Genomic DNA, 20,587 nt, shown 5'->3' with positions numbered 1-20,587 from the left:
CCCGCCTTACTCCATCCCCATCTCGAAATTGAACTTGGCGGTGCCCGCCGGCGCCCGGTCGCTCTTGGCCGCCGCCAGCACCTGCTTGCCGCGCGGCGAGAACGCCCCGCAATGGCCAAGCTCCAGGATAAAGCGCCCGGCGCCCAGGCGTTGCAGCTCGTGCAACTGCCCGAGGAGGGAGAAATCCTGTTCCGCCGCCAGCACTGTCAGGCCGCTGCGCTCATCGATGCCGTATTTTTCCCCGCGATCGGAAACCAGGGCGCGATCGGAGCGCACCCCCTTGAGGCGGATGCGTGAGGTGATGAGCGGTACCTGGGCATGGACCGTGAGGTTCAGGGGCACGCCGGGATCGCGGCGCAGCACCTCGGTCAGGTTGTCGCGGTCGTCCTCGATGTAGAGGCCGAGTTCCGCCAGACCCAGTTCGCGCCAGGCGATCAGGGCCTGGGTGTTGAGGGAGAACAGGCGGTAGCCGCTGAGCAGGTTGAGGTTTTCCAGCCCGGCGAAGAGCTCGAAGTGGCCGAGATTGTTGAGGCGAAAGGCGCGAAAGCCGAGCTCGTGAAGAGCGCGGATCGCATCCTGGAGGCTCAGCCAGTCGTCCTCGAAAAGGATGAAGGGCAGATCCCAGATGATGCGTCCGCGCTGCGCGGCGAGCTTGCGGGCGACGGGGACGAGACCGCGCGCCAGGCGCGGGGTGAGGGGGATGAGCAGGCGCTCCACGTCGGGATCGCTGAGCAGGTGCGCCTCGCGCGGGTCGCCGATGAGTACGCTCAGCTGGGGTTTGCCGGCGGGCGCCGGCGGGCCCGCCGGCAGCAGCTCGGCGAGGGCCTCGCGCTGGTGGGCGCGGCGCGTGTCGAGACGTCGGCGGGCGATGAGCTGGGCGAACTCCTGATAGAAGCCGCGGCGGATTTCCTTGAGCTGCTTGGGTGGGATCACCACCGGCGGCAGCGCGGCGGCGTTAAGCTCGCCAAGCTCCAGGGCCGTCTCGCCGCCGCGGCCGAACACCTCGCGCAGCGTGTCCGTGGAGAGGGGATTGCTCTCGGCGGCGTAGGTGTCCACGGCAAAGTCGCGCTCCAGGATCAGGTCCTGCCAGGTGCCGCGCAGCTGCAGGCGCCCCTCCCCGAGGCCGACGTCCAGGTTGATGCGTTCGGCGCGTGGCGTGGCGGCCTCCAGCCGGCGCCGGCAGGCGGCATCACTCAGGGTGAAGGCCTGTTCCGAGGACACCTTGAAGACCGCGTCGCCCTTGCGGAAGCGCCCGGCGAAGGGCGTGGGGAGACTCACCTGGGCCTCGGGCGGGGCGAGCTTGGCCGGCCGCCCGCCCACCAGCAAGGTCTTGACGGTGAAGGCGGTGCCAGCCTGGTCCGATTGGGGCTGCACCCGCAGGCGGTCGCCGACATGCAGCCGGTCGCGGGTCTTGAAACTGATGTCGGCGCCACGCGCGGCCAGGATTTCGCCGAGGAAGCGGCCGGTTGAGCCTTTCACCGAGGGGACGGCGATATCCGTGGGCTGGGGTCCGGTCAAAAAGCCACGCGTCGGCAGGCGACCGAAGGACAGCTTGAGCTTGTCCTTGGCGGCGCGCACCGCCTCCTTGCGTCCCGACTCGGGGGCATCGAGGGCCAGGCGGTAGGCCGCGACCACCGAGGCCACGTATTCGGCGCTCTTCATGCGCCCCTCGATCTTGAGGCTGCACACTCCGGCCGCGGCCAGTTCGGGCAGCAGGTCAATGGCCGAGAGGTCGTTGGGCGAGAGGTAGTAGCCATCCTGGTTGTGATAGCGGTAGCGGCGGCGGCAGGGTTGGGCGCAGCGTCCGCGATTGCCGCTCTTGCCGCCCAGCCAGGAGGAAAAATAGCACTGGCCGGAAAAGCTGAAGCACAGGGCGCCGTGGACGAAGTGCTCCAATTCCAGGTGGGTCTGGCGGCGGATGGCGGCGATTTCTTCCAGGGACAGCTCGCGCGCCAGCACCCCGCGGGTAAAGCCCATGCGCTCCAACTGCCGTACCCCGGCGGCATTGTGCACCGTCATCTGCGTCGAGGCATGCAGTTCAAGGCCGGGAAAATGGCCACGGGCCAGGCGCCACACGGCGAGATCCTGTAAAATCACGCCGTCGACCCGCAGCGCCTCCAGAGCCGCCAGGGTTTCCACCAGCTGCGGCAGTTCCCGCTCCTTGACCAGGGTGTTGAGGGTGACGTAAATCTTACGCCCGCGCCCCTGGGCGTAATTGAGCATGCGCTCCAGGTCGGCAAGGGTGAAATTTTTCGCCTTGGCCCGCGCCGAAAACTCGCGCAGGCCGCAATAGACGGCATCGGCGCCGTTTTCCATGGCGGCGAAAAAGGCTTCGAGGCTGCCGGCGGGGGCGAGCAGTTCCGGGGTGGCGGATGTCGTCATAGGCTCTCTGCAACGAAAAAGCCGGATGGGCGCGCACCGCCCCTCCGGCCGTTTTTCAGTCAAAAATCAAAAGCTTACTGTTTCTGGGCGGGCGCACCCAGGAGCTGCTCCATGGCCTGCAGATCGGCGCCGGAAAGATAGGTGCCGTTGATCCAGAACTTGGGCGTGCCGCGCACGCCGAGCTTGTTGACGATCTCCAGGTGGGCCTCCAACTGCTTGTTGTCCTCGAATTCGGGCAGGGGCCGGCCGTCGTAGCGGCCGTGCATCACGTCCTCATAGGCGTCGGCCGGGTTCTTCGACGACAAGACGTAGCGCGCCTTGCCCTCGGCTTCGGGGTGGATGCGGGTCAGGGGGTAGAAGAAGATGTAGCGCGTCACGTCGTCGCGCTGGCCGAGAAACTCGCTGCCCTTGCGGCAGAAGGGGCAGTCGGGATCGGTGACCTCGATGACGATGTTCTTGCCGCTGCCGATTTTCAGCGCCTTGTCGAGGGGCAAGTCCTTGATGCGGTCGGACATGATCTGCGCCTGGCGCGCGCGGGTCAGGCTCTGTCCCTGGGCGTCCCAGATCTCGCCGTAGATCAGGTGCTGGGTGCGCGGCACGAAATAGATGATGCGGTCGCCGCTCAACACCTCGTACATGCCGTCGATGGGGGTGGGGTGGATGCTGTCGAATTCGAGGCGGGGAAAGGTCATCTTCAGGGACGCGGCGGCGGCGTTGATGCCCTCCTCGCCGCGCTTGGAACTCTGGGCCAGGGCCGGGACGGCCATCGCCGCGATCAGCAGGACCACCAGCGCAATCAGGTTGTTCTTCATGAAAGGCTCTCCTGGAGGGAGTCGTCTGGGGCGGCATGCGCCGCCGGTTTTTGGACACGCAAGTGGCCATCATACCAGCTTTGCCGCGTTTCGCCAATAACCCCCTTGCACGGACCTTACAACAACCCCCGATCGGCGAAGGACACATAGCGGTCGCTGCCGACGACGATGTGATCGAGGACGCGCACGCCGACCAGCTCGCCCACGTCCTTGAGGCGGCGGGTGATCTCGATGTCCTCGCGGCTGGGGGTGGGGTCGCCCGAGGGGTGGTTGTGGACGAAGAGCACCGCCGAGGCCGATTCGCGGATGACCGGCGCGAACACCTCGCGGGGATGGACGATGCTGGCGGTGAGGCTGCCTTCGGAGATGGGTACTTCGCGGATCACGCGGTTCTTGCTGTCGAGGAGCAGGGTGTAGAAGACCTCGCGCTTGTGGTCGCGCAGGCGCTCGTGGAAGGAGCGAAACACCTCCTCGGAGCTGGTGAAGCGATCGCCGGGGCGCAGGCGGGCATCGGCAAAGCGCCGCGCGATCTGGAACACGGCCTGCAATTCCGCCGCCTTGGCCGGGCCGATGCCCTTGATCTGGCAAAGCTCGGTAATGCTTGCCGTCGCCAGTTGGCGCAGGCCGCCGAAACGCGCCAGCAGCAGGCGAGCATGATCCAGGGCGCTGGTGCGGGTGGCGGCATCGCCGGTGCGCAGCACCAGGGCGAGCAGTTCGGCGTCGCTCAGCGACTCCGGTCCGCGGTCGAGCAGTTTTTCCCGTGGTCGTTCGGCCTGCGGCCAATCCTTGATGCGCCGGCTGGTGTCGGACATCTCCCCTCCCTCGATGATCGGAATGCATGGAATAAAAGCAAAGACCGGCGGATGAGCGCCGGTCCTTGGTCGAGCTTGGCTGGAGGCTGTTGCGAAACTACTCGCGCACGAAGGTGTCGATGTCGGTTTCGTGAACCATGCCCATGAGGTGGGCATATTCGGATTCGATCACGGCGAAGTGGTCGCGGGTTTCCTTGGCCATGCGCTCGAACACCGCGCGCACCGCGGGGTCGACGATGTTCGCGGCGGTCTGCTCGAGATTCTGGGCGAGGTCTTCCTCTTCCTTGAGGGCGATTTCCATGGCGCGCCGCTCGTGCACGTTCTCGTCGAGGGCCTTCTCCAGGGTGTGGAGCATGGCCGATTCCTTGCGCGGCGGGGTCTGGATGAACTGTTCGAAGGTGCCGAGGTCGCCGCCGGTGTAGATCTTGAAAAAGTGGCTGCAGTGCTCTCGCTCTTCCTGGGCGAGCTGCTGGAAAACCTTGCGGCCCCGCTCGTGCTTGGTGATCGAGGCGGCGCGGTTGTAGAAATCCATGACGTCTTTTTCGGTCTGCACGGCAATTTTGACGGCTTCCTGCAAATTGAATTCCTGCGGCATTTTTGGTGCCCTCCTCCAAGGGAAATTTGGCGGTGCCCCAAGGGTCGGCACCGTATACAGGTGAAAAAGGTAAACGATAGCGGTCGCACTGTCAATCGCGACGGGACGATTCTCCGGCGCCATGCTTTACAGCGCTCCGGGGCTTGATAATCTATCGACATACACCAACCCTTGATTTTCGGGAGGCCGCGCCATGACCTACGGAGAAGGACGCATCTACAAGAAAATCGAAGTGATCGGCATTTCCCCCAACAGCATCGAGGATGCCATTCAGGCTGCGGTCAGCCGCGCGAGCAAGTCCCTGGAGCGCATTTCCTGGTTCGAGGTGCAGGAGGTGCGCGGCCATGTGGGGCCCGACGGCAAGGTCACCGAATACCAAGTGGTCCTCAAGGTCTCCTTCGAGCTCAAGTAGGGGTGCGGCATGCCGCGCCCGGCATTTCTGTCGTAGGGGCGCACCGACGTGCGCCCAGGGCGGACGCGGTCCGCCCCTACGGAACCCCTTCGCCCAGCAGCGCGCGGATCACCTCGCCGGCCATGGTCAGGCCGAAGATCGGTGGGATGTAGGACGAGCTGCCGAGGATCACGCGCCGATCGGTGCAGCTCCAGCGCTGGTCCTGGCGGTTGGGGCAGATGCAGTTCTCGGCGCAGACCACCGTATCCTGGGACAGGGGGCGGTATTCTTCCGTGGAATAGACCACCTTGACGCCGCTGCTGATGCCGCGCTTGCGCAGGTTCTTGCGCAGGATGCGCGCCAGGCGGCATTTTTGCGTGTGGAACAGGTCGCCGACCTTGATCTGGGTGGGATCGAGCTTGTTGGCCGCGCCCATGGAGGCGATGATGGGCAGGGCGCGCTCATGACAGCTCTGGATGAGGTGCAGCTTGGCGGTGATGTGGTCAATGCAGTCAAGCACCTGGTCGTAGCCGCGTCCCAGCAGATCCTCGCTGCCGGCGGCGTCGTAGAAGGCCTGCAGGGGCTCGACGGAAACGCGCGGATTGATGGCGCGGCAGCGCTCGGCCATGACCTGAACCTTGGGCCGGCCGATGGTGCCGTCGAGGGCGTGAATCTGGCGGTTGACGTTGGTCAGGCAGATCTCGTCGAAATCAACGAGGGTCAGGCGCCCGATTCCGGCGCGCGCCAGGGCCTCGGCGGCGTAGCCGCCCACCCCGCCGATGCCGAACACGGCCACCGAGGCGGCGGCGAGGCGCGACAGGCCATCCTTGCCGACGAGCAGTTCCATGCGGGAGAAGCGATGTTGATCGAGTTTGTTGTCCATGGTTAGGTGCTGTCCTTGGTTATTTGTCATAGGATGTCTTCCCCTCCCCTTGTGGGAGGGTTTAGAGGGGGGGGGCGTTTGCGCGGCACCCTCTCCCCAGCCCTCTCCCATGAAGGGAGAGGGAGTCATGGCGGCGTAATTTTCAGCACCCGGCAGGCATTTTCCGTGGTGATGCGGGCGGTTTCTTCCAGGCTCCAGTTGCGGATGCGGGCGACTTCGGCGGCGATCAGGGCGAGCCAGGCGGGGCGGTTGTCCTCGCCGCGATGGGGGTGGGGCGCGATGTCCGGGGCGTCGGTTTCCAGAACGACCCATGCGGCGGGCAGGGCCTTGAGCACTTCGGGGGCGCGGCGCGCGTTGGGGTAGGTGAGGGTGCCGCCGAAGCCGATGGCGAAGCCCAGGTCCATGGCTTGACGCGCCGTCTCGATGCTGCCGGAAAAGGCATGCAGAATCCCGCCCCGCTCTCCGGCCCGTTCCTCGCGGAGGATGTCCAGCAGTCGCCCCTGGGCCCGACGGCAGTGAATCAGCACCGGCAGGCCGGCCTCGCGCGCCAGGCGCAACTGGCCTCGCAGGGCGACCTCCTGGATGGCCGGGGATGGTCCGTCGAGAAGGGCGTCGAGGCCGATTTCGCCCACCGCCACAACCCTGGGATGATCGAGGAGGGCGGCGAGGGCGGCGACGGTGGATGAATTCCAGTCCTGCGCCGCCAGGGGGTGGATGCCGGGCGCGGCCCAGGCGTCGGGCACGCTGTCCACGGTTTCCAGCAGCCGTTGCCAGCCCTGCGGGGCGACGCCGGGCACCAGGAAGCGGCCCACTCCCGCCGCCCGCGCGGCGGCCAGCTCCCCGGCGAGGCGCTGCACCAGGGGCGGGCAATCGAGATGGGCATGGGTATCGAAGAAAAGGGCCTCGCCGTTCATGAGGTTTATCCTAGCACGTCCTTTCGGACGGCGAAAAGCAGCGAAAACACACTTGCTTCTTGCGCTGCCCGACTGAATATGCTAGAAAAAATCTGATAATTAATCAGGACTAACAACCTTTTCGCCTGGGTTTGCCGACCATGACCACTTCGTCCGCGCAGGATCTGAGCTACATCCGCAAGGTTTTTCTCTTCACCCACCTCACCGGCCTCGGCGCCGGCGTCATCTTTCCCTTCCTGGCGCGGCCGGTGCTTGGCCCGGAGGTGTTTTCCGCGGCCTTCTGGCTGATCTGCCTGGCCATGGGCTACGTCGTCGGCGCCCTGAGTTTTTTTTACGTGCGCGCGACCCTCAAAAAGCAGCTGCGCCTGCAATTGCAGCTTCTCCAAGGGCTCTCGGGCAAGATGGAGGTTTCCGAGGAGAGCGTCGAGGGCTTGATGCGCGCCATGGAATTGGCCGTCGGGCGGGTGCGGGAACTGGTGGGCGGCACCTACGACACCATCCATGAGCTGCTGCCGCGCTTGCGCTCCTTCGCCGAGTCGGGGCGCTACCTCGCCGATCGCGCCCGCGAAGGGCTGGCCGCGGCGCTCAGCACGAGCAAGGATGTGGCCGCCATGGAGGAAAAGCAGCGCGAAGTGATGGAGCAGCTCGACAGCCTCACCCATCGCTCCCAGGAAGAGGCCTCCATTTCCCGCGAACTTTCGGCCTCCCTCGAAGAAATGGCCGGCGCCATGAGTCGTACCCGCGCCAAGTTCCAGGAGACCTCGCGCATCGCCGAGCAGATGACCGCCAGTGTGGACAAGGTGCGCCGCCAGGCCGATGAAGTCATCCGGGCGGTGGAAGGCACCACCCGCGATCTCGACACCATTGGCGATTCCCTGGAGAAGATCCGCTGGGGTGCCTCCTCCAGCGCCGAGGCCTCGGAGCGGGTCAAGCGCGACGCCGCCAGCGGGCTGGAGGTGGTCAAGAGTTCCATCGAGGAGATGGAGCGCATCGAGGAGGAAAGCCGCCGCGCCACCGAGGCGATGAAGCGGTTGTCGGCGCAGACCGGCGAGGTGGCCAAGATCATCGAGGTCATCAAGGAACTGGTCAGCGACACGGAACTGCTCGCCTTCAACGCCGCCATCATCGCCGCCAAGGCCGGCGAGGAGGGCAAGGGTTTTTCCGTGGTGGCCGAGGAGATTCGCGATCTCGCCGACCGCACCACGGCCAGCGCCCAGGACATCCATCTCATCGTCAAGAAAATCTCCGGCGACACCCGGGAAGTGACCGGCGCCGTCGAGGCCACGGCCAAGCGCATCGCCACGGGCAAGAAGCTCTCTCTCTCCACCGGCGACGCCCTGCGCAAGATCGTCGAAAGCGCCGTGGAGGCCGCCGACGCCTCCGAGCAGATCGCGCGCCTCACCGGCGAGCAGAATGCCCGCGCCCAATCCCTGCTTGAACAGGCCGGCGGCAGCCTCAGCGCGGTCAAGTCCATCACCCGCGCCATGCAGGAGCAGCAGCACGACCTCACCCGCATTCAGCAGGGCGTGGCGGAAATGCGCGGCGGCTCGGACCAGATGGTGCGGGGCATGGAGGAGCAGGTGCACGCCAACCACGAATTCGACCGCAGTCTCAACGAGCGCGAGACGCAGATGCGCGCCGTCGCCGAGGCGACGCGTTTTCAGATGGAAGCCTCGCAGCGTGTGTCGAGCCATTTCGCCCGTTCCGAAAAGCGTCTGCGCAGCAACGCCGACAAGGCCGAGGACATCATCCGCGGCATCGGCGAGATGGAGCGCCTCACCGACGACCTGCGGGGCCTGGCCGAGCAGTTCCGACGTTCCTGATCAGTCGGGCACGCCGAGACGCCGCAGCAGGGTCATCATCGGACACCAGTCGGTTATGGCGCTCTGCGCCAGGTTGAGGCCGACGAAGGCGGTAAGCCACAGCCAATAAAGCGAGTGGCTTGCCGCAAGCAGCACGCTGAGCAGGATAAAAACCCCGGCGATCAGGCGCAACCAGCGATTGACCGTCATGGACACCTCCCTCGTTACAGTCCACACTATAGCTCCCCCTCGTCCATCGGCAAGGCCCGGCCCCCCTGGGATTGCCGTCAGAATTGCCTTGACCCCGCCCGCGTTCGGCATTATGTTTTCCCCTTGAAATTGCGGTGATTCCGGCTTTTTTCTCCCCTCGTCCGCCTGTCGGCAAAGGAGTTGATCATGCTGAAAAACGCGGCACTCATCGGTCTGTCCCTGCTCGTCGCCCTCGTGATGCTTGTTCCCTGCGCCTCGGCCCAGGACGATCCCCTGGCCGCCTGGCGTCCCGCCTTCGATCCCAGCGGTGCCCAGTACACTTACCTCCTGTCCAACATCGATCACCCGGCCATCGCCGGCATCGGCGTCGGCTACCGCATTCGCGACAAGGTGTGGGAGCGTTCCGAAGGGCGGCTGTATGTCGATTTCCGCCCCCTGGCGCAGCTTGGCGGCGAGCGCGACGTGCTGCAGAAGCTGCGCCTCGGCGCGGTGCACGGCATGATGTGTTCCTCGGTGGCGGCGGCCAACCTCTCGCCGCGCCTGGGCATCGTCAATCTGCCCTTTGTCATCGACACCTTTGAAAAGCTCGAAAAATTCCGCAACACTCCCGCACTCTTCGACGAATTCGCCGGCGCCGCCCACGCCCAGGGCGTGACCGTGGTGGATTTCACCAGCTACGGCCCCTACGGCTGGGCCACCACCACCCCGGTGGCGAGCCTCCCCGATGCCGGCAAGGTCAACTTTCGCATCGCCGAAGCGCCGGTCAACACCGACCTCTACCGCGCCTGGGGTTTTAAGTTCACCGTCATGCCCTGGCCCGACGTGCATCAGGCCCTGCAAACCGGCGTCATCGACGGCCTCGATCACACGCTGATCGTGTGCAGCATCACCCGCAAGTTCGACGTGGCGCGCTATTTCACCCCCCTCAGCTACGCCCAGGGCCTCTACATCCACATGATCAACCGCCGCTGGCTGGAGCAGCTGCCCGAGGATCTGCAAAAGATCCTGGTGGAGACCATTCAGGAGGAAAGCGCCGAGGCCCGGCGCCTGGGCCGCATCCAGATCGAGGAGGAAACCGCCCGCGCCCGCGAAGCCGGGGTGACCTTCGTGGACTTCCCCGCCGCCGACCGCGAGCGCCTCAAGGAGTTGGCCGCGCCGGTCTATGAGAAATGGTCCGAGCGCATCGGCAGCGATTATTTCGAGAAAGTCCGTGCCCAGTTGGGGGATTGAGGGCGCGACGCAAAAAATTGCGCTTTTTTTAAAACGCGGTTTGTTTTATTCTGAGGCGCACTTCCGTCAGCAATCAGGCGACCTTGGAAAGGAGTTCGACGGTGAAAAAGTTTTCAGCAGCGGTTTTGGCGGTGATGATGCTGGCCCAGGTGCCGGCCATGGGTCAAGCGCAGGACGATCCCCTGGCGGCCTGGCGGCCGGCCTTTGATCCCTCGGGGGCCAAGTACACCTACATTCTCTCCAACGTGTCCCATCCCGGCATCGACGGCATCGGCGTCGGCTACCGCATCCGCGACAAGGTGTGGGAGCGCTCCAACGGCCGGCTCTACGTCGATTTCCGCCCCCTGGCGCAGCTTGGCGGCGAGCGCGACGTGCTGCAGAAACTGCGCCTCGGCGCGGTGCAGGGCATGCTCTGCTCCTCGGTGGCCGCCGCCAATCTTGCCGATCAGCTGGGCGTGGTCAATCTGCCCTATGTGGTCGATACCTTCGACAAGCTCGACAAGTTCCGCGCCACTCCCGAGCTCTGGGAGCCCTTCCGCGACAGCGCCCTGCGCCAAGGCGTGATGGTCACCGACATCACCGGCTACGGCCCCTACGGCTGGGCCACCACCACGCCGGTCAAAACCCTGGCCGATGCCGGGCGGGTCAATTTCCGTATCGCCGAGGCGCCGGTCAATACCGATATCTATCGCGCCTGGGGCTTGAAGTTCACCGTCATGCCCTGGCCCGACGTGCCCCAAGCCCTGCAAACCGGCGTGATCAGCGGCCTCGACCACACCCCCATCGTCTGCAACCTGACCAAGAAGTTCGACATCGCCAAGCACTTCACCCAGGTCAACTACGCCCAGGGTCTCTTCGTGCACCTGATGAACAAGCGCTGGTTCGACGGCCTGCCGCCCGAGCTGCAGCAGGTGCTCCTTGAAACCATCGCGGAGGAAAGCGCCGCCTCGCGCGTTAATACCCGCCGTCAGCAGGATGAGCAGATTGACGCCGCCAAGGCCAACGGCGTCGAGTTCTATCCCCTGGCCGACGAGGACCGCGCCCAGCTGATCAAGCAGGCCGAGCCGGTGCTGGCCAAGTGGGGCGAGCGCATCGGCGCCGACTATCTGGAAAAAGTTCGCACCACCCTGGGCGACTAAGCCCTTTCGATCTTTCCCCCTTATTTGAAAAAGGCCGGCCGCCCCCGGGCGCCGGCCTCTTTTTGCGAAGACCATGTGGAAAAAAACCGCCCGAGTCATCGATAAGACCCTCGCCTTCGTCGAGGAGTGGAGCCTGTTCATCGCCGTGATGCTGGCCCTGGTCGCCGCCCTGGCCAACGTGTTTCTGCGCAAGTTCACCCACGTCAACCTGTTCTGGTCCGACGAAGTGGTGCGCAAGGTGATCTTCTTCACCACCTACGTCGGCGCCAGCGCCGCGGTGCGCAGCCGCTCCCTGATCCGCATCGACGCCCTGCCGCAGCTCTTTCCCCTGTTCAAGCGCGGCGTGACCCTGCTCAGCCACCTGGCGGCGCTGTTCTTCGCCGGGCTCATGGTGTGGCTCGGCTGGCGCATGACCGCCATGGTCCATGCCGACGAATTCGCCCTGACCTCCACCCTGCGCATTCCCGAATGGAAATTCTACGCGGTGCTGCCGGTGATCGGCGTGCTCATGTTCATCCGCACCCTCATCGTCATGGTGGAAGACTGGCAGGGAGGCCCCTCGGGGGATTAGGCCGCCATGGAAGCCAGTCACTTCATCATCCTCGCCCTGCTTCTCGGCTGTCTCGCCGCCACCGTGCCGGTGTTCATGGCGCTGTTTTTCACCGGGCTGTTCGGCCTGAGCGTCATCGCCGGCATCGACCCCTTGGTGGCGGTGGAAGTGCTCTACCGCAGCATGGACAAGTTCGCCCTCATCGTGGTGCTGTTCTTCGTGCTGTGCGGCAACATCATGACCACCGGCACCATCGTGCAGAAACTGGTCAAGACCGCCAACGTGCTGGTCGGCTTTCTGCCCGGCGGCCTGGCCATGGCGGGGATTCTCGCCTGCGGCTTCTTCGGCGCCATTTCCGGCTCCACCGTGGCCACGGTGGTGGCCATCGGCGGCTTCATGATTCCGGCCCTGGTGCAGCACGGCTACCAGGAGCGCTTCAGCGTCGGCGTCATGACCACCGCGCCGATTCTCGGCGTGATCATTCCGCCGTCCATCGCCATGATCCTCTACGCCATGGTCACCAATGACTCCCTCGAAGCCCTGTTTCTCACCGGCTTTCTTCCGGGGTTCATGATCATGGGCGCCATGTCCCTCTACGCCTGGCTGGTCTGCCGCCGCCAGGGCGTGCCGACGCAGCCCAAGCCCACCCTGCGCGAGGTCGCGGCGGTGCTGCGCGAAAGCATCTGGGCCCTGCTGCTTCCGGTGCTGATCTTCGGCGGGATCTACTCGGGCTTTTTCACCGCCAACGAGGCGGCGGTGGTGGCCTGCTTCTATGCTTTCTTCGTCGAGTTGGTGATCCACCGCGACATGAAATTTAGCGACGTGAAGAAGGTGGTGGTGTCCTCGGCGGTGACCTCGGCCACCCTGCTGGTGATCGTCGCCGGGGCCTCGGTGTTCGGCGAATATCTGACCTTCGAGCAGATTCCCACCAAGATCGCCGACGCCGTGGTGTCCAACATCCAGTCCCAATGGGTGTTTCTGTTGGCGGTGAACGTGCTCTTGCTGGTCATCGGCATGTTCATGGACATCATCTCCGCCACCCTCATCCTCACCCCCATCTTTCTGCCCCTGCTCAAGCAGTTTGGCGTCGACACCCTGCATTTCGGCCTGCTCATGACCATCAATCTCGGCATCGGCTACTGCACGCCGCCCCTCGGGGTGAGTCTCTACATCTCCGGCGCCATGGTCGACAAGGGCGTGCTCTACGTGTCGCGCGCGGTGCTGCCATTCGTGCTCATTCAGCTCGCGATTTTGCTGCTGCTGACCTTCTGGCCCGACGCCGTGCTGCTGCTGCCGCGCTGGTTCTACGGCTACGGCGGCTGATTCAGGAGGATGTCCATGGAACTCAAGATCCTGCTGCCCCTCGACGATTCGGAGACCTCCAAGCGCACCCTGGATTACGTGCTGGCCAACCGCGAGCGCTTTTCCCCGCCCCTGACCCTGCTGCACGTGGTGAGCATCGACAAACTCGCCTACCGCATGATCCCCGATTTCCAGATGGACATGGTGCGAGAGCGTGCCCGCGCCACCGGTGAGCAGTTCCTGCAAAAAACCCAGGAGCGCCTCGCCGCCGCCGGTCTTCAGGTGGTGCCGCGCCTGGAACTGGGCAATCCCCGCGAGCTCATTCCACGCATCGCCAACAGCGAGAATTTCCAGCTGCTGGTCATCGGCCGCGGCCACATGGGCGAAATCCGCGACGTGCTGTTCGGCTCCGTGGCCAATTACGTCGTCCATCAGGTGCGCTGCCCCGTGCTGCTCATCTGATCAGGTTCCCCAAGGGTCAGCCGCGCTCTTGATTGTTCATGCAAAAATAGATATATTCGCATGAAAAGCGAAAGGAGAAGCTCATGGGTGACCTCTGGATTCTACTCGGTGTCCTCGCCGTCTGGTTCGTGCTCAACCGCTGGATTCTGCCGCGCCTCGGCGTGTCGACCTGAATCGCCGACAGCTGCTCTCCCGGCGGGAGGGACAAGAAAAAAGCGGAAGAGGATGCGAAAGATCGGTGAATTGATTTGAGACCGGCTCGCCAAGGGTGGCGGGCCGTTTTTTCGGAACAACGCACGTCACTGTAAAATTTTTCGACAATTTGTGTCGGACAGCCTTACAGTTCATCAAAAATTTTTTGACATAATCCGTAAAAGCTCTAATAAAAGATTTTATAATGTTTTTTATTTTTTATGAAAAGCGTGTCCCTTTCCCTCGTATATCCCTGATATGATTGCATTTTGAGTTGACTTTTGGGCGGTATGTGCGTGGGCAGGTTGCGTTGATCCAGGGAATGAGTACCCCAGTCCTCCGCCCTGGCAAAACTGTTGAATGAGCATCGGTTTCCGGGAGGACGCAAGAAAGTAAGGTCGTCAAAATTAAGTGAAATTTAATTTTTAGTTGCGCTTTGCGGTCCGGCGAGTATAGAATTATCTAATCTTCGTGTTTCTTGAGCGCATTCGTTCGGGCCCGAGGGGGTTGCCATGAATCAGGATGACCGACGCTGCCACCGCAGGGAGGCCTTGCGCCTGCCGCTTTTTGTAAGTCCTGTCGAGAACCGGGCGGAATGCTTTCCCGCCCAGCTTCTCAATGCCAGTCCGGCGGGGTTGCTCCTCAAGCTTCCCGAGGGGGTCGACCTGGGTTCCGCCCGGCAGCTCTTCTTGAGCCTGTCCTTCGGCGCGAACAAGACCTATGAACTCGGCATCGGCACCATCCGTCGCAAGGCCTTGCGCCAGGGCTGCCAGACCCTCGGCGTCGAGCTGGAAGAAAAAACCCTGCTGCTCTGCGGGCCGCCCATGGTCGGCGTCTCTCCCGCCATTCTCGAAATCAAGTTTCTGCTCAACCAGGTCTGCCGGTCCGGCCTCAATATTCTCATTCGCGGGGAAACCGGCACCGGGAAGAACGTTCTCGCCAAGCTGATCCATGAGGTCTGTCGCGGCGCGCAGCATCCCTTCATTCGCGTCAACTGTCCGAGCATTCCCGATTCCTTGTTCGAAAGCGAACTCTTTGGCCATGAAAAGGGCGCCTTCACCGATGCCAAGGCTTCGGCGCCGGGTTATTTCCGTCTGGCCGGCGAGGGGACCATCCTCCTCGACGAGATTTCGGAAATCCACCCCCATCTCCAGGCCAAGCTCCTAAGCGTCCTGGAAGACAAGCAGTTCATCCCCGTCGGCGGCTCCAAGCCCGTGCCGGTCAAGGCCGGCATCATCGCCACCACCAACCGCGATCTGGAACAAGCGGTGCGTGAGGGCAGCTTCCGCCGCGACCTCTTCTATCGCCTCTGCGAAATGCCCATCCACCTGCCGCCCCTGCGCGAGCGCCGGGAAGACCTGATGCTCCTCGCCAATTATTTCCTCACGACCTACGGTGAGCAGTTCGGGCGTCCCAGCCGGACCCTTGGCGCCGCAGATCTCGAGATCCTCGGCAACTACTCCTGGCCGGGCAACGTTCGCGAGCTGGAAAATTACATGAAGCAGACGGCCCTGATGGGTAAATTCATCGGCCCGGTGGAGGCGCCCGCCCCGCCCACGCCGGCCATGACCGCCGTCCTTCAGGCCGTGGGCCTGGGCGCCGATCTCGATCTCGGCGCGAGTTCCCTGCCCGAGATCACCACCAGCCTCACCGCGCGCATCGAGCAGGCGCTGATCATCAAGGCCCTGGACATGTGCGGTCAAAACCGAACCCGCGCCGCCGTTCAGCTCGGGATCTCCTACCGCACCTTGCTCAGAAAACTCGAGCAATACCCCGAGGCCGCCCTGCCGCACTCCACGCCCCAAGCCTGAATCTCCTCAAGTCCGTCTTATTTCGCCGCGCCTTGCTCCTCGGAGTGAGGCGTTTTTTTTTGCCCGCGCTGCGCCCCCACTGTGACACGCCTGTCATGCCAGGGTTGTCATCTGTCACAAGAAGTCGTGCAGGAACGCCAGGCTAAGACATTTCGCGGCGCATCGAAAAATGTAGTCATAACAATATCTTGTGGATTTTTTGTAGGAGTGGAGCGTCTGGGCACGGGCGTTGCTATTCATGAAAGCCGACGCCGATGAGATCAAACCCTTGATGGATTTCAGGTACCCATGCCGCCGTGCCGACGGAAATTCCCCATAGAACGACAGGACTGCCGGTACTGGAATTTTCGGGACCTGTTGGCCTACGAAAAAGAGCGCAGCGAGCGGCACAACCGGTTTTTCTCCGTGTTCGGCCTGGCCATAGCCGGATTGCACGCGGTGGATATGGCCGCCGAGATCCGCGCCGAACTGCGGACGTCCGATTACGCCCTGGCGCTGCCCTCTTGGGAGGCCTCCGTGCAGAGGGTGGGGATACTTTTGCCGGAAACCGATCTGGTCGGCGCCCGGACCGTCAGAAAGCGCCTGCTGTTTCTGTGCAGCATCAAGAGCGAGCGGTTTGAGCTCGGCCTGGCCGTCTATCCCGACGACGCCACGACCCCCGAGCAACTGCTCTCCCGGGCCTTCGCCACGGATCCCGTTTTCGGCGCGGTCGGGATGACAAATGCAGCATTCCTGCCCGGAGGGGCATGAACCAAGGTTCCCGTGAGGAGGGCTTGCGGGGTACCAATACAAACCTGGGGTGGAGGGGTTCCATCCGAAAACGACAAAGGAGACTGTCATGATCGAGAAAATGAAGCAACTGTGGAAGGATGAGGAAGGTGCGTCGGCGGTTGAGTATGGTGTGTTGGTGGCTGGGATTATTGCTGTTTGTGTTGCCACTATTCTTTTGATCGGTCCGAAATTGAATGATGCCTTTGATGCTGTTGAAAAAGCGCTCCCGGCAGGCGCTCCCCCGGCAGGTGGCTAGTCTGAAAATTCATGGCTAAGGACGCAGTGAAATGGCGATTTTGCATATTAATTTTTCTAGCCTCTTAATTGGATTTGCAGGCGTTGCCATTTCACTGCTTCTTGCTTTAGAGAACACGGCTTTTTTATTGGTAGTCCCTGCCTATTATCTTGCAGCTGCTTGTTTCATTGACACGTTCTTCTCGAAAATACCAAACATTCTCAACTTAATTCTTTTTGGGGCGGGCGCAATTTATAATCTCTGGGTCGCTGGGTTGGCAGGATTTGGTACAGCGCTCGTCGGTTGTATCGTCGGTTTTTCCCTGCTCCTGATCCCCTATCTCATGGGCGGCGGGGACGTCAAGGCCCTTGCCGCTCTGGGCGCCCTGCTAGGGCCAGTGACCATTGTGCAGGTGTTTCTTTACATTGCCCTCTTCGGTGGGCTCTTTTCCATTCTGCATTATCTGTTTTCTCGGAATTTTTTAGAGAAGGCCGCTGGAGCGGGGCGCGCACTGATGGCCTTCGCCGGCACCCGGGACGTCGAGGTGCTGCGGCCCGCGACGACGGAGAAGCTGCGTTTTCCCTACGCCTCGGCCATCGCCTTTGGTTTTTTCAGTTACGTGCAGTGGGGCAGCATCTTTACCCTGCTCAAATCCTTGTGAGTTTCATCCCACGTAATTTTGGAGGCACGCCATGAAGAAGTACGGCGCCGTTCTAGCCCTGTCCGTGGCCATTCTTTCCGGGCTCTTCGCCGTGGTGCTGGCCAATCGCTGGCTGTCCCGGCAGACCCCGCCCGAGGTGGCGGTCATACAGCAGGAGGCCGTTCCCACGGCCAGAGTGGTCATCGCCGCGCGCGATCTCGAAGTGGGCACACCCCTGAGCGCGGCCAACCTGACCCTCGCGGACTGGCCCCGGGGCGGCGTGCCCCAGGGATCGTTCAGCGACGTCGCCGCCTGCGAAGGGCGCGTGGCCGTGGCGCGGCTGCGCGCCGGTCATCCGGTCCTGGCCGCCGATCTGGCCGCGCCCGGTTCGGGTCCCGGGCTGGTGGCCGCCATCGCGCCGGGCCATCGGGCCATGGCCATCCGCGTCGATGAGGTCATCGGCGTGGGCGGCTTCATTCTGCCCAATACCTACGTCGACGTCATTGCCATCGACGACCAGGGCAACAAGGCCGTCAAGGCGCGCACCCTGCTGGAGCGTATCGAGGTGCTGGCCATCGCCCAGGAAACCACCAATGAGGACGGCAAGCCCAAGGTCGTCAAGACCGTGACTCTGAAGCTGAGCCCCGAGCAGGCCGAAAAGCTGGCCTTGCAGACCAGCCAGGGCAGCGTGCAGCTGGCGTTGCGCAATCCCCTCGACGAGGTCGCGCCCCAGCTCGCGCCCCAAGTGGCCCAGGTCGAGGCGCCCCCCGCCCAGGTGTATCGGCCGCGCCCCAGGGCGCCTCAGCCGCCCAAGGCGCCGCCCTTTGCCGTCGAGGTGATCCGGCGCTCGGACGCCGAGGAAATCAAGTTCAAGAACGTCGAATCCGAGGAAAAAATCTGAGGGCTGTTCGGCGCAACGCGTTCCATTCTCATGTTATCGGAGGGCAAGGCATGGATTTCCGCTTCTTTCTTCGCATCGCGCTGCTCGGCCTGGTGCTGCTGCTCGGCCTGGGCCCAGCCTGGGCCGACGGCACGCCGCGCCGCACCCTCAATCTCAAGATCGGCGGCACCGGGTTCATCGACACGGCGGCGCCGGTCAAGCGCGCCTCGGTGGTCAACCCCGACATCGCCGACGTGGTCATCATCTCGCCGCGCGAGCTTTACGCCTACGGCAAGAATCCCGGCTACACCACGGTGATCCTCTGGGAAGAGGGGCGCGACAAGGTGGTGCTCGACGTGGTGGTGGCCCTGGATCTCGTTGCTCTCAAGGAAAAGATCCATCAGTTGTTTCCCAACGAGGAGATCCAGGTGCACGGCTCGGAAACCGGCGTGGTGCTGAGCGGCACGGTGTCGGGACCCGAGGTGGTGGAGCAGGTGCTGCGCCTGACGCGTACCTTCATGCCCGCCCTCGCCGAAGTGGATGACGGCGCCGCCGGCACGGGCGTTTCCGGCGGCGGCATCACCAATCTGCTGCGCGTCGGCGGCGTGCAGCAGGTGCTCCTCGAAGTGAAGTTCGCCGAGGTGACGCGCAGCTCCGGTAAGGATTTGCAGGCGGGATTCGGCCTGGAAGGGCTGGGGAACGATTTTCAGGGGGCTTTCGGGGTCGGTAATGTTTTCACGCCCATTGAAAACGCCTTCATCAATGCGAACTTTCCAAGCGCGCCTTTCCAGTCGGGCATTTTTGAGGGCGCCATCGACGGGCTGATCCAGAACCCCAGCTCTCTGTTGGTCAATTTCGCCGGCAACGCGGCCAACATGTTCGTGCAAATCGACAACTTCAAGCTGGCCCTCAACCTTCTTGAAACCGAGGGCCTGGCCCGCATTCTCGCCGAGCCGCGTCTGGTGACCCAGAGCGGCAAGGAGGCGAGCTTTCTCGCCGGGGGCGAGTTCCCCATTCCCGTGTCCTCGGGACTCAACGAAATCTCCATCGAGTTCAAGGAATTCGGCGTCGCCCTGCGCTTCACGCCCATCGTGCTCGCCGACGGCAAGATCAGCCTGCGCGTGGCGCCCAGCGTCAGCCAGATCGCCTCGACCAGCAGCATTCCGGCGGGCATCGTCGGCACCAATTTCATCGTGCCCAACCTGGCGACGCGCAAGCTCGACACCACCGTCGAACTCTACGACGGCCAGACCCTGGCCCTGGCCGGCCTGCTGCAGGACGACCTGCGCGAGCAGGTGAGAAAGGTTCCGGGTCTGGGCGACATCCCGATTCTTGGGCAGTTGTTCCGCAGCACTTCGTACCAGCAGCAGAAGACCGACCTGCTCATCGCCGTGACGCCCCATCTGGTCAAGCCCGTCAAGGAAGGCGAGTTGAAATTTCCCGGCGAGAATTTCCAAACACCCAACGCCTTTGAATTCTATCTCGAGGGACGCCTGGAAGGCCGGCGCGCGCCGGATCAGCCCTCGGACCTGAGCCGCCACGGTTTTCTGCCGCCCGTGTCGGCGGCACGCCGCGGTGGGCTGGAGGGGTCGTTCGGTTATCAGCCCATGGCGACGCGGAAGGAGACATCCCAATGAAGAAATTGATCGTTGTCGCACTGGTGCTGGCGTTTGGCGCGGGCTGCGCCATGAAGGAAGAGGCCTATGTCCTGGATCGCGAATTCGGCAAGGCGCAGATGGAAAGCTGGGACAAGATGATCGCCTATCCTCACGCTCCCTATGCCGAGGCACAACCCGAGGGGTTGGAGGGCATTCACGCCGAACCGGCCATGGGTGTCTATCACAAGTCCTTCGCCAAGGAGCCGACCCGGCGCGAGGTGTTTCAGTTGGGGATCATCGGGAAGTAGGAACGCCGAGAGGTGAAGGTATGAGACTCGGGAACGAAAAAGGTGGCGCGGCCGTTGAATTCGCGGTGGTTTTGCCGCTGCTGGTACTGATTTTGTTCGGCATTGTCGAGTACGGCTTCATCTTCTACAACAAACAGGTGCTCACCAACGCCAGCCGCGAAGGGGCGAGGTTTGGCATTGTCTCGGGAAGCCCGCGAGCATCGGAAACGCAGATAAAAAATGAGATCAACACTTACATCAGTCAGAAACTGGTCTCGTTTTCGAGCACGGAAACCCTGCCTGTCATCAAGGTCTGCAGCATGGACAAGGACGCCCCAGGGACGGAAATTTGCCCCAACGCGACCAACTCAGGCCCCTTGGACTATCTGTCCGTCAGGGTCGATTACCCCTATCAATTCTTGCTTCTGCCGAACCTAGGGAAGCTTTTTTCCAGTGACGCCAGGTCGAATATTCTGACTCTCAGTGCGACAACGGTGATGCGCTATGAATAAGTCCGCTAAACCTTATCGGGTCGGGGAGAAGGGCGCCGTCGCCGTTCTCGTGGCGGTGCTGCTCATGTTTTTGATCGGAATGGTCGCCCTGGTCGTGGATGTCGGCTATCTCTACGCCACGCGCAGCGAATTGCAGAACGCCGCCGACGCCGCGGCCCTGGCCGGCGCGCGGCAACT

23 protein-coding genes are annotated in these 20,587 nt (G+C 63.2%); 16 read left to right on the top strand and 7 right to left on the bottom strand.

Translation table 11 applies throughout. From position 1 onward, the window contains the following. Positions 1-6 precede the first annotated feature (6 nt). From QAT43_RS02680 to QAT43_RS02665, 4 genes are all read right to left on the bottom strand, one after another. Entirely contained in the window at positions 7-2,382 is a 2,376-nt protein-coding gene (locus tag QAT43_RS02680; protein WP_305041492.1) for a peptidase U32 family protein, read from the bottom strand. A 74-nt stretch (positions 2,383-2,456) separates the two neighbouring features. After that, positions 2,457-3,194: a DsbC family protein gene (locus QAT43_RS02675; protein WP_305041491.1), complete on the bottom strand. Its 738-nt coding sequence runs from the start codon at positions 3,192-3,194 to the stop codon at positions 2,457-2,459. 116 nt (positions 3,195-3,310) lie between these two features. After that, positions 3,311-4,006, bottom strand: coding sequence for a RadC family protein (radC, locus tag QAT43_RS02670; protein ID WP_305041490.1), 696 nt, complete (start codon positions 4,004-4,006; stop codon positions 3,311-3,313). Positions 4,007-4,103: 97 nt separating this feature from the next. Next, a complete protein-coding gene (locus QAT43_RS02665; RefSeq protein ID WP_305041489.1) occupies positions 4,104-4,601 on the bottom strand; it encodes a ferritin-like domain-containing protein in 498 nt (165 codons plus the stop codon). Positions 4,602-4,794: 193 nt separating this feature from the next. Here QAT43_RS02665 and QAT43_RS02660 point away from each other — a divergent pair, with 193 nt between their 5' ends. After that, a complete protein-coding gene (locus QAT43_RS02660) occupies positions 4,795-5,013 on the top strand; it encodes a dodecin (RefSeq protein ID WP_305041488.1) in 219 nt (72 codons plus the stop codon). A gap of 76 nt (positions 5,014-5,089) precedes the next feature. Here the strand turns inward: QAT43_RS02660 and QAT43_RS02655 are convergent, their stop codons facing one another. Next, positions 5,090-5,875 carry a tRNA threonylcarbamoyladenosine dehydratase gene (locus QAT43_RS02655; RefSeq protein WP_305041487.1) on the bottom strand — a complete coding sequence of 262 codons (786 nt, stop codon included), beginning with the start codon at positions 5,873-5,875 and terminating at the stop codon, positions 5,090-5,092. Positions 5,876-6,000: 125 nt separating this feature from the next. Then, the gene (locus tag QAT43_RS02650; protein WP_305041486.1) at positions 6,001-6,789 is read right to left on the bottom strand and encodes a TatD family hydrolase; all 789 of its coding nucleotides are present in this window, start codon (positions 6,787-6,789) and stop codon (positions 6,001-6,003) included. Between the two features lie 140 nt (positions 6,790-6,929). Here QAT43_RS02650 and QAT43_RS02645 point away from each other — a divergent pair, with 140 nt between their 5' ends. Next, entirely contained in the window at positions 6,930-8,612 is a 1,683-nt protein-coding gene (locus QAT43_RS02645; RefSeq protein WP_305041485.1) for a methyl-accepting chemotaxis protein, read from the top strand. Here QAT43_RS02645 and QAT43_RS02640 read toward each other — a convergent pair whose 3' ends face one another. Continuing rightward, positions 8,613-8,801 (bottom strand): YgaP family membrane protein, encoded by a 189-nt coding sequence (locus tag QAT43_RS02640; protein WP_305041484.1) that lies wholly within the window; start codon positions 8,799-8,801, stop codon positions 8,613-8,615. 186 nt (positions 8,802-8,987) lie between these two features. Here QAT43_RS02640 and QAT43_RS02635 point away from each other — a divergent pair, with 186 nt between their 5' ends. From QAT43_RS02635 to QAT43_RS02570, 14 genes are all read left to right on the top strand, one after another. Then, positions 8,988-10,031 carry a TRAP transporter substrate-binding protein gene (locus QAT43_RS02635; protein ID WP_305041483.1) on the top strand — a complete coding sequence of 348 codons (1,044 nt, stop codon included), beginning with the start codon at positions 8,988-8,990 and terminating at the stop codon, positions 10,029-10,031. Between the two features lie 101 nt (positions 10,032-10,132). Beyond that, positions 10,133-11,170, top strand: a complete 1,038-nt coding sequence (locus QAT43_RS02630) for a TRAP transporter substrate-binding protein (protein ID WP_305041482.1) — start codon at positions 10,133-10,135, stop codon at positions 11,168-11,170. 73 nt (positions 11,171-11,243) lie between these two features. Further along, positions 11,244-11,741: a TRAP transporter small permease gene (locus QAT43_RS02625; protein ID WP_305041481.1), complete on the top strand. Its 498-nt coding sequence runs from the start codon at positions 11,244-11,246 to the stop codon at positions 11,739-11,741. Between the two features lie 6 nt (positions 11,742-11,747). Then, positions 11,748-13,043, top strand: coding sequence for a TRAP transporter large permease (locus QAT43_RS02620; protein WP_305041480.1), 1,296 nt, complete (start codon positions 11,748-11,750; stop codon positions 13,041-13,043). Positions 13,044-13,058: 15 nt separating this feature from the next. Next, positions 13,059-13,484, top strand: coding sequence for a universal stress protein (locus QAT43_RS02615; RefSeq protein ID WP_305041479.1), 426 nt, complete (start codon positions 13,059-13,061; stop codon positions 13,482-13,484). Positions 13,485-14,188: 704 nt separating this feature from the next. Then, a complete protein-coding gene (locus QAT43_RS02610) occupies positions 14,189-15,487 on the top strand; it encodes a sigma-54 interaction domain-containing protein (RefSeq protein ID WP_305041478.1) in 1,299 nt (432 codons plus the stop codon). Between the two features lie 357 nt (positions 15,488-15,844). After that, a complete protein-coding gene (locus QAT43_RS02605) occupies positions 15,845-16,237 on the top strand; it encodes a hypothetical protein (RefSeq protein WP_305041477.1) in 393 nt (130 codons plus the stop codon). An 88-nt stretch (positions 16,238-16,325) separates the two neighbouring features. Beyond that, positions 16,326-16,514: a Flp family type IVb pilin gene (locus QAT43_RS02600; RefSeq protein ID WP_305041476.1), complete on the top strand. Its 189-nt coding sequence runs from the start codon at positions 16,326-16,328 to the stop codon at positions 16,512-16,514. A 31-nt stretch (positions 16,515-16,545) separates the two neighbouring features. Beyond that, positions 16,546-17,154: a prepilin peptidase gene (locus tag QAT43_RS02595; RefSeq protein WP_305041475.1), complete on the top strand. Its 609-nt coding sequence runs from the start codon at positions 16,546-16,548 to the stop codon at positions 17,152-17,154. Positions 17,155-17,185: 31 nt separating this feature from the next. Beyond that, on the top strand, positions 17,186-18,034 hold the full coding sequence (gene cpaB / locus QAT43_RS02590; protein ID WP_305041474.1) for a Flp pilus assembly protein CpaB: 849 nt from the start codon (positions 17,186-17,188) through the stop codon (positions 18,032-18,034). 50 nt (positions 18,035-18,084) lie between these two features. Continuing rightward, positions 18,085-19,650: a type II and III secretion system protein family protein gene (locus QAT43_RS02585; RefSeq protein ID WP_305041473.1), complete on the top strand. Its 1,566-nt coding sequence runs from the start codon at positions 18,085-18,087 to the stop codon at positions 19,648-19,650. Further along, entirely contained in the window at positions 19,647-19,919 is a 273-nt protein-coding gene (locus tag QAT43_RS02580; protein WP_305041472.1) for a hypothetical protein, read from the top strand. Before QAT43_RS02585 ends, QAT43_RS02580 begins: the two co-directional genes overlap by 4 nt. 20 nt (positions 19,920-19,939) lie before the next feature. Further along, positions 19,940-20,410, top strand: a complete 471-nt coding sequence (locus QAT43_RS02575) for a TadE/TadG family type IV pilus assembly protein (protein ID WP_305041471.1) — start codon at positions 19,940-19,942, stop codon at positions 20,408-20,410. After that, positions 20,403-20,587 (top strand): pilus assembly protein TadG-related protein (locus tag QAT43_RS02570; RefSeq protein ID WP_305041470.1); only part of this gene is annotated, 185 nt, incomplete at its 3' end. The genes QAT43_RS02575 and QAT43_RS02570, both read left to right, overlap by 8 nt.

This window comes from Geoalkalibacter sp., from assembly GCF_030604225.1.
Classification (GTDB): domain Bacteria; phylum Desulfobacterota; class Desulfuromonadia; order Desulfuromonadales; family Geoalkalibacteraceae; genus Geoalkalibacter.
The sequence above is the reverse complement of the archived record's forward strand: the minus strand, read 5'-3'. Positions and strand labels throughout refer to the sequence as shown.